Source organism: Ancylothrix sp. D3o (assembly GCF_025370775.1).
Taxonomy (GTDB): Bacteria; Cyanobacteriota; Cyanobacteriia; order Cyanobacteriales; family Oscillatoriaceae; genus Ancylothrix.
The window spans coordinates 1-9071 of the sequence record NZ_JAMXEX010000055.1 but is presented as its reverse complement, the minus strand read 5'-3'; the positions used below and the strand labels follow the sequence as shown (position 1 = coordinate 9071).

Genomic DNA, 9071 nt, shown 5'->3' with positions numbered 1-9071 from the left:
CAAGAGAAGGATCGTTCTAATCCTGATTATTATCAGTTTGTTGGTCGTTGGCTTTATCCTAATTATGCTGAGTTTTCGAGGGCTACTGGTCATTCGGTGGTTAGTCTTAATCGGTTTGTTGCGAATTTGCATGATTTGTTGATTAATCAGCTTCGGTTGGACAATGTGCTTAAAAGTTCGGATAATCAGGGTTCTTTCTGGCTGGGGATTAAAATTCGTGGTGAGCATGATTCTGACCCTTTTATTATTACCGGCAATCCGCTACCACCGTCACCACCCTCTGGCCCATCTGGTTTTACACAGCCGGTGTCTCCTAAACCAACTGCACCGGGGGGTATGGGGATGGCTGGTAGTGCTGTTTCTCATGCTTCTCAAGTGGCCACTTTAGAACGCCAAAATGCTGATAATGTTAACGGTCATAATTCAACGGCTATAGGTGATGACGGGATGACTTCGGTGATGACTCCGGTGATGGCTCAAACCTTTACCCCGACTGATTGTGATGACTGTGATGGCTTTTTTAAAAAGTCTGCTGGGGTTAGTGATAATAAATTTGATGGTGTTTCTGGCAAACTGGTTGCTGAAAATTTTGATGCTGAAATAGCAAATGTTGGGGAATGCTCTCAAACCATTGATTTATCTGGGATTGGGTCGTCACTAGGGTCATCACTAGGGTCTCCACCAGGGTTGTCACAACCGGCTTCTGGTGATGTCGGAGTGCCGGTGGAACCACAACCGGCTTCTGGTGAAGATGTGGAGATTTCCGTAGCAGAAGAACTCAAAACTGCTACTACGAGTAAGCAAATACATAAGGTCATGGTTTTCTTAAATGCTGAGATAAAGGTGCGTGCATGGCAACGGCTTTCTCACCAGCAGCAACAAAAAACCGCCCGTGTTATAGCTTCATCCTTACAAGAGTGCGAGATCCAAGAACAGCTACAAGAGTTTGGTTGTCTTCCTGCATTGGTTAAAACTCAAGTTTGGGCTTTGCTATCTGATACCCAAAAACAACAACTCCAGAATTTACCGAAATGGGTAAGTCTTCCTAGCAACATCTACATTAAGGGGTTGTCTAGGTGGTTAATTGAGCTTAATTCTGTTGAGAAGGGCCGGATTTTTGCTTCTGCTGATGCGATGGTTGATTTCTATACTGGCATGGAATCTTGGTACAACAATCTTAGCGAGTACACTCGCCACATTATTTATATATCTGGTTTTTGGGAACGGGCAAGTGCTGTTTTCAATGCTCGGATTTTTGATGATGTCCGAGATTGTCTGTTCCGTGTCAGGCAATTTGTTGGTACTCATATAGATCCCCAGATTATCTGGATAGAGAATTGCCGGTTGGTTGAGGTGCCGGAACCTTCTTTTTCCAATTTCTATAGCTTCGTTACTGCTGATGGCCAGACTATTAGCGTTGCCGGTGCTGATAGTTTTGAAGTGATGGAGGTGGGTACTTAACCTACCTATGCCGGTGGGCCATTTATTGCTCACGGCTGACGGTCTGACTATTAGCACTGCCGGTGGTGATAGCTTTGAGGTAGTGGGAGGCATCTAACTCACCTATGCCATCGGGCAATTTTTTGCTCACCGCTGATAGGGATTGGAAGGGTGATGCACGGGATTCTCCTGAAAGCTTTGCGGGATAACGCCCTCATCACTTTTGAGGGTGATAGTGCTATCGTTGCATTGTTCGGGAATGCCCAGAATGATGCCGCGTAAATGTATCAGCGAATGAGTCTATAGCCTTATAAAGGGTTATTTTCTCTTGATTTCCATTGTCTATCAAACAGTTAAAATTTCTGAAAAACTGTTTAATTTATTCTGCTGACAGCATGACTTCAATTTCATTTAGCTTGGAAGCAAGTGCTTCTTTAAGAGCTTTCAAATCCTGTTGTTCCATATTATCGATTGCCATTTCGCGCACTTGTCGGATTATACCTGTGGCACGAGATGCCGGTTGTTCTTTAGATTGTTCTTTTTGATAATGGCTAATTTCCTTAGAAACTAATGCCCTAGTTTTAGCTACGGATAATTTTTCTTGTAAAATTCGCTTAATTAACTTGGCTCTAACTTTTTTAGCTTCTGGTTCTTTAATTCCTAAAGTTTTTGCGTTACAACGCTGTACTGTAAGTGCCTGTATTCCTCCGAGTCCTTGAGTACGAATAGCTTGCTTTAAGTCTGTTGCTAACCCCAGCATGGGGAAGATGTTGGTATTTATAGAAGTTGGGTTTAGTTGTAAAGACAGTAATACGCTAAGTACACTTTTTTCTGATGAGTTGAGTTCTAAGGCGGCTAAAACTTCCTGCTGCTCCTCTGGACTAACTACTACTATTTCACTAATTCGAGTGATTTTCCCTTGCCTTTCTAATCGTCGGACTGCTGTTCTTAATATACGAGGAATGTCTTCTATATTTAAATTACTTACCTGAGCAATTTGTTTGATTAGCGCTTCTGCCATATCTAGCGGATTCAAGTTTTCTCGATGTAAATTGGCAAGCAGAACGCGACGGTGCAGTGCTTCGGGGCAGGGGATAATTACTGCTTTTATCGTACTCCACTGCAATTGCGAAGCCGCACGCCAACGCCGTTCTCCATCAAATAGTAGATGCCGACCATCTGGTTTTTCTATGAGGATAACTGGTTCTTGCTGTCCATCACTGGCTAGGGAAATCATCATCCCGTTAATGCTTTCCGTCGAAAATGTCTGTCTAGGCTGGTCAGGATTAGGGTCTATTTGTTCCACTGATATGTCTATTACACCCGCTGATGTGAGGGTTGAACGCAATTCTTGGACTTTAGTTTCAACTTGTTGGCTTCCTTGAGAACGTAATTGTTGGATTTCGGCTTGCAGTTCACTTATTTTAGTTTCTAGTGCGTGGACTTCTTGGGAATATTCAGCACCAGAGAACAAATTGGATATGTCTATTTGCGCTTTTTTACTCATGGATCGTCTTTGGTTTCTTAATAAGTTGAGTAATCTTAGTCACTATTGGGGTGAAGTCTTTGCAGGCTGGATGTAGGGGGCGGTAAAGGTGAATTGGTAATCCTAGGGCCGAGGCATTCTTGAATTCTGCGGAGAACCGAATCGGTTTGAAGCAGGGGATGGATAGTTTGGATAGTTGTGGTTCTAAGGACGCTAAAATATTGCGGTGAATGGCGATCGTTTTATCGTACTGGTTAGGAACGAATCCTAGTATCTGTGGTTCTGGTTTGAGTCTGAGACGACGACAGTTGTGGTAGAACCACTCTAAGAGTTTGCCCGACCCATCAGCTGATTTTGGTTCTACTTGTACGGGAACTAACAAATGAGTACAAGCGGAAAGGGCAATTAAAGGTAATGGCCCTAATGTGGCAGGACAGTCGAAAATTAAGATGTCTTGAGATAATGGATAATCTGATAGGCGATCACTAAGTAAATAAGCACCCCGTTCGTGGAAGACTAATTCGTTGATGCTTTTTACTAATGCCATTTCTCCTTGTACTGCTACCACATTTTCTATGTGATCCGGCCATAGGGGTACGGTTGGCCAGTCTCCTTGGAAGTTGTCTTGCAATACGGCAGCAATGGTTTTGTCGGGATGGGGTCGCGCTAGTCCTCCCATTAAAGAGCAGGAACCTTGGGGGTCTAAGTCAACGAGCGCTACACTATATCCAGCCACTCCTAATAAATAAGCTAGATGTACCGCTAGAGTAGTTTTTCCACTACCACCTGCGTTGGAAAGGAGCGCTAGTCTGATTGCCATATACTAACACCACGATTTACTTTGTAAGTTTAGCACCACAGTGGAATAATATTATTCCACACTTTCTAAACACCAGTTAGGGGCTGCTACTTAATTCTGTGGTGCTTGACCCACTACGAATCCCTGGATCGCACAGTCAGTGAGTACGTTTGAATGTGGGAATCCAGAAAGTACCCGTTATGTGTTTCTTCCCTAACGGGTTTACAACATTCCTCATAGCCATATAAAGCAATACTTGGAGCCTTTTACATCCAGAAAGATTCTTACGTTACGGATGCCTCATATATCTAATCATTTAATGAATGATCACATTTAGTGCTTCTCGCTCAAACACATCCCGATTTAAGCAAAAGCCTATGGTTTGGTGATTAATAATCGCCACTCGCTTTAGTAAAAGAAGGCCATTAAGCGATTCTTCCTCTTGCATTTCTGGATGAACCCATACTTCCACAATCGGCACCCCTTGAGGAGTCCTTGATAAAAATGTGATTGCTACCTGAGAAGCTGATTCATCAATTAAACGTTGTAACTCAATCTGGGCCTTTTGTTCGCCACCAGCCGGCACCTCCACCCCGCACAGTTCCACTTTAAGTATTTGATTTCCTCTACCATGAATCGTAAGCTGATTGCCGGTGACTTCTTCCACAAACCAGATATCAGATACCGGCAGCCGAGCTTTATCAGTTTTTAAAAACCCAACTATCCCATTTATTATAGCTATTAAAGCGGTCGTGGCCAGCATCAGGAAGAAATGTCTCTTGATGGTTTAATTGTCAAATTTAACTCAAAACTCTACAGTGTACTTTCAATCCAACGAATCCCCGCAAGGGGACTGAAACAAAATTTTTTATGTGCCATCTATAAGTCGCTGGGTCTTTCAATCCAACGAATCCCCGCAAGGGGACTGAAACTCTCATCTAAACTATCAATAAGATAAGGCTGAGAACTTTCAATCCAACGAATCCCCGCAAGGGGGCTGAAACCGAAAAACTTCAATAATAGCTGGTAATTTTTCAGTCATAATCTTTCAATCCAACGAATCCCCGCAAGGGGACTGAAACTTAAAGCGAAAGAAGAATCCTAGAGAAGAACCAGCGCGCTTTCAATCCAACGAATCCCCGCAAGGGGACTAAAACGTTTTAGTGGAGCCACAAGCAGCGGCAATTGCGGAATTCTTTCAATCCAGCGAATCCCCGCAAGGGGACTGAAACACGAATAGCTGGGTTTGTTTATATGGTCAAAATTGGATAATTGCCTTTCAGGAGTGTCTTGAATGGGTAGAGGAATTAATTGGTTGTATTTTTAGATGTGTGGGCAAAGCATAAAATAGAGCGCCGGTGTCTTGAATGGGTAGAGGAATTAATTGGTTGTATTCCCCCCCCCGCCGATTTTATGAGCAGGGCTTGAGGGCTATAAAGATTATACAGCAACCATTCTAGCGCGCTTGTCGCCCCTTTCAGGGGCAAAGGCTAGTAGTTTGCACAAGCAACCCAGAGGCGATTAAAGCGGGTTGGGTAACGGGAGAAAGTCTTGGAGATAGATATGAAATCGCGCAACATGATGATGCTTACTGTTACGAAAATGAGGATGATGATGATGATGACGATGACGATGACGATGATGACGATGATTATTTTGGCTACCCCGGTTACTTCTGTAATAATGACGATGAAGATTATTAATTAAACCGCCTGATGATGCCGGCCCTGACTCAGCCGGCGAAACAGTCCCCCCGGACTGTCGCGGTCGAGTCCAAATCACCGCAAGAAACGGCGCTGCCTTCACGGAGAAACAGATGAGTAAGTACAGAGAAATCAAAAAATCTACGAATGAATGTTTGGAGAGAGCAGAAAAGGCAATCAACTCAAACTGTGGATTCGATTCCTTCAGGGATCTAATTGATACGGCGAAAGACTGGGTTTCAGGAGAAGAAGATTGCTCAACAAGGAGCTTGGAAACTTTTCTTTGTGAGCTTGGTTTTTACATTCCCTTTTTCGTTGACGAAGAAGACGAGGTGCTTAGCGATGGATTTATACTTGTTAAGGCCATCGCAAATTATGGAAGTAAAGGCAAAAAAGTTGTTCTGAAGAAACTAAAAAAAGAGTTTTTTGTATTGTGGAAAGAATTCTATGAAATAGAGATTCCAGAGGAGATTAAAAAAGAGTTTTACGACATCATGGAAAAGCTAACTAAAGAGACACCAAAAGAAACGACGAAAAGACATTTGAACTTTATAGAAAAACACCCAATTAACTAAAACCGCCTGATGATGCCGGCCCTGATGATGCCGGCGAAACAGTCCCCCCTGACTGTCGCGGATTGGGTCAAAACCAATCCGCAAACAATCAATTGAGGTGAGGCGCTTTAATGTAGAAATTAGCTTAATTGCTATCGCTGTTTCGTAAGCGCCGGCTCAATTAATTTAAAACAACTCAACAGAAATAATCGAGCCTTAATGAGTGAAGTAAGCATTAATTTGCTTTTGGGAGATTCGTAGGCTTATCTGTTGTTTCAAATAAACATATCTCTCTAGGTAAAAATGAAGATACTAATAATAGGGATTGACATTGGTCAGTCTATTGCCGCCTGCTTTTTATTAGAGAAGCCGCCAAACCCGCGCGACGCTTATTACGACGCGGACTGTGACTTGAAGAAGAAATGGGCCACACTGGCCAACTTCTGGGGGCGACAAGCGCCCCAGAACGCTTGGTAGGTAACGGTTTTGGGGTTTTACCCCCGTCAGAAAAGATGCTTCTTCAACTTGCCCGACGTGGCAATAAACTCGCTATCCCCAAAAATATACCCTTGCAAAATCCAGGTTTAATGGTAAAAAAAAACGGTCTCGCTAATATCACAAGACCGCAACAAAAACTAATAATATATGCTGCCACCATTCTACCAAACAATTCTGGAACAATATCTCACAAAAGCGCAATTAATTACTTTGAATATGCGGTTTCTGGGTGTTACCAACCCAGAAACAGGTAAAAATAGAACTCCTCGCAGCAGCTTTTCCATTACCAATTAAATAAAATAGCCGTCGTCGCCACTTGCAAAGGTTTTTAAGATAGAATGCTTTGAGCGTAGTTTTGCTCTGGTTCCCGATAATTAAAGAGCTTTTATTTAGAGAAATAAAGCCAGGAAAGGAACTGATAGTAGCCCTAGATAGAACTCAATGACGCGACCATAATGTTTTGATGGCAAGTGCGATTTATCATAAGAGATCCTTCCCAATATTTTGGGAATTATTGGATAAAGAAGGGGGAGGTAATCTTGCCGAACAACAAAAAGTTTTACGGCCAGTTATCCGTTTACTGAGAAGGTATAAATTAGTCATTATTGGCGACCGGGAATTTCATAGTGTTGAACTAGCCCAGTGGTTACACCGTCAGAACATAAGCTTTGTATTTCGCCAAAAAAAGGACACTACTTTCCGCCAAAAAAGACCCAAAGTAAATCCTTAAAAAGCCTACCAATAAAACCTGGCACAAAAAAGTTTTATAGAGATATAATTTGGAGTCAAAATCCAGGTATTTTCAGGTTAAATCTAGCGTTTTATTGGAAAAAAAGTATAAAAACAAACAAAAAGATGAACCTCTCTACCTTTTAACTAATCTTGAGGATTGCCAAACTACATTGTCAGCCTATAGTAAACGTTTTGGGATAGAAGCTATGTTTTTAGATTGTAAAACAGGGGGCTATAATCTGGAAGATTCCAAAGCTTCCCCTGAGAGGTTAGTAAGACTAATATTACTAATTGCTTTGGCCATGACAGCCGCATGGTTACAAGGGAAAAAAGCTGTCCAGGGGGGGCAACAAGCATATATTTGTAGGCTCTCTGAAGGCTATAGAAATAGGAAAAGGCATAGCAACTTTTGGGTTGGTTTATATGGTCACAATTGGATAGTAGCCTTTCAAAAGTGTCTTAAATGGGTAGAGGAATTAATTGGTTGTATTCCCCCCCCCGCCGATTTTATGAGCAGGGCTTGAGGGCTATAAAGCTTATATAGCAACCATTCTAGCGCGCTTGTCGCCCCCTGAAGCGACCGGCTCTCTTCAAATTCATAAATGCCGCATCATAGATATTTATACTACTTTGGCTCTACAAACTTGGCTCTGGCACGCTTTTAATCGTGATGAAAGGCATCTTCAAAAAGGAACCACAGCCAAGGTTTTTTTAAATGCCTTCAGGAGAGCTTGTTGCCCCCTGAAGATGGATGCACAGATAATTAGATGGGAAATTTATACCTACACACACCGGCTGCTACAGTTTATGATTGAGCACAACCACCTGTTTTCTGGCGTGTCCCCAACCCAGAAATCGTGTTTTTATCAACAGGATATCGTTAAGCTATTGCTTGTCTAATTTTTCAACATCTCCTAACACCTTTCTAAGAATTTCTATCTCTTCAGGAGAAGCTTTATCTCCCTCTGTTAGTTGTTGCATTCTTAGGGCATTAATTCCTGTATGTTCTACAAATTTAGCATGATTTTTTTGAACTTTATCGGTTAATTCAGGACTTTGTACCCTAATTTTCTTATTAAGTTCTAGTAGGCTTTTAGATTCAAACCACCCATCTAAATCTAAGAATTCGCCAGTTTCACGCCAAAAATCCGTATCCCATCGGATCAGTCTAGCTATCCGTTGAGACATAGTGATTCGCTTTTTGAGCTTCCCTGCTAAAGATACTACTAGCTGGCGAAACCCTGTATGGGTTTCCCGGTCTACGGTCGTTCTTATATCTACTGTATCGATTTTGTCGTTTGCGTCCATATATTACTTAGCGACATATTTACTTTATTCTTGCACCCCCAGCCTGAAAGGGCTAGAGGGGCTTTTTGTCTTATAGCTGCTAAAATACTGACTGGTGCTAAAGTGCTTGTAGGGTTACAAAAGGCTTTTAATCTTACCGCTACTTAAATGCGTGTTGACAGTACCGTGCTTGTAGTGCTAGTATCGAACAACAAAACCAACCTCCTCTTCTTTAGGGTGTTAAGGAAGCTCAACAAAGCCAACCTCTGGTGGAAGCTCGTAACAGTTTTCAGAAAGCTTTGTTCAATGGCTATTTTTGAGATTCTCTAAACAAAAAGGGACGATACCACTCGTCCCCCCCAAAAAGAATAAATACTTATTTATACAGCCTATCACCATGAATACATCCTGTGCCATCTCATTCCCAAAGGATACACCTAAAGCCCTTATCACAGAAGCATTAGAGAGTTTACCGTTGTTAACGCAGCTTCTGGAAACCAACCTAAACGTCCTCGAACTGAATGTTATCGACACCCTACTGGATCTAAAGGAGAAGCTGGGTAATAAGCTGT

General features: G+C 42.3%; 9 protein-coding genes and 1 CRISPR repeat array. Of the genes, 5 read left to right on the top strand and 4 right to left on the bottom strand.

All coding sequences use genetic code 11. The features are described from left to right. Positions 1-1461 (top strand): hypothetical protein (locus NG798_RS26110; protein ID WP_317619639.1); only part of this gene is annotated, 1461 nt, incomplete at its 5' end. A 358-nt stretch (positions 1462-1819) separates the two neighbouring features. Here NG798_RS26110 and NG798_RS26100 read toward each other — a convergent pair. The 3 genes from NG798_RS26100 to NG798_RS26090 all read right to left on the bottom strand — a co-directional run bounded on the left by NG798_RS26100 (position 1820) and on the right by NG798_RS26090 (position 4488). Beyond that, on the bottom strand, positions 1820-2947 hold the full coding sequence (locus NG798_RS26100; RefSeq protein ID WP_261226652.1) for a ParB/RepB/Spo0J family partition protein: 1128 nt from the start codon (positions 2945-2947) through the stop codon (positions 1820-1822). Continuing rightward, positions 2940-3746, bottom strand: coding sequence for a ParA family protein (locus NG798_RS26095; protein WP_261226651.1), 807 nt, complete (start codon positions 3744-3746; stop codon positions 2940-2942). The genes NG798_RS26100 and NG798_RS26095 overlap by 8 nt, the downstream gene beginning before the upstream one ends. Positions 3747-4041: 295 nt before the next feature. Further along, positions 4042-4488, bottom strand: a complete 447-nt coding sequence (locus NG798_RS26090; RefSeq protein WP_261226650.1) for a hypothetical protein — start codon at positions 4486-4488, stop codon at positions 4042-4044. 60 nt (positions 4489-4548) lie between these two features. Further along, positions 4549-4957: a CRISPR direct-repeat array (repeat unit 37 nt; unit sequence CTTTCAATCCAACGAATCCCCGCAAGGGGACTGAAAC). Between the two features lie 584 nt (positions 4958-5541). On the opposite strand from NG798_RS26090, the gene NG798_RS26085 reads away from it, so the two are divergent. The 4 genes from NG798_RS26085 (at position 5542) to NG798_RS26070 (ending at position 7736) form a co-directional block, all read left to right on the top strand. Continuing rightward, positions 5542-6003: a hypothetical protein gene (locus NG798_RS26085; protein ID WP_261226649.1), complete on the top strand. Its 462-nt coding sequence runs from the start codon at positions 5542-5544 to the stop codon at positions 6001-6003. Between the two features lie 624 nt (positions 6004-6627). Then, on the top strand, positions 6628-6774 hold the full coding sequence (locus NG798_RS26080) for a hypothetical protein (RefSeq protein WP_261226648.1): 147 nt from the start codon (positions 6628-6630) through the stop codon (positions 6772-6774). Positions 6775-6943: 169 nt separating this feature from the next. Continuing rightward, positions 6944-7210 carry a transposase gene (locus NG798_RS26075; protein WP_261226647.1) on the top strand — a complete coding sequence of 89 codons (267 nt, stop codon included), beginning with the start codon at positions 6944-6946 and terminating at the stop codon, positions 7208-7210. Between the two features lie 49 nt (positions 7211-7259). Further along, entirely contained in the window at positions 7260-7736 is a 477-nt protein-coding gene (locus NG798_RS26070) for a hypothetical protein (protein WP_261226646.1), read from the top strand. Positions 7737-8097: 361 nt separating this feature from the next. On the opposite strand, the gene NG798_RS26065 is transcribed toward NG798_RS26070, so the two are convergent. Beyond that, positions 8098-8520, bottom strand: coding sequence for a hypothetical protein (locus tag NG798_RS26065; protein ID WP_261226645.1), 423 nt, complete (start codon positions 8518-8520; stop codon positions 8098-8100). Positions 8521-9071: the final 551 nt, after the last annotated feature.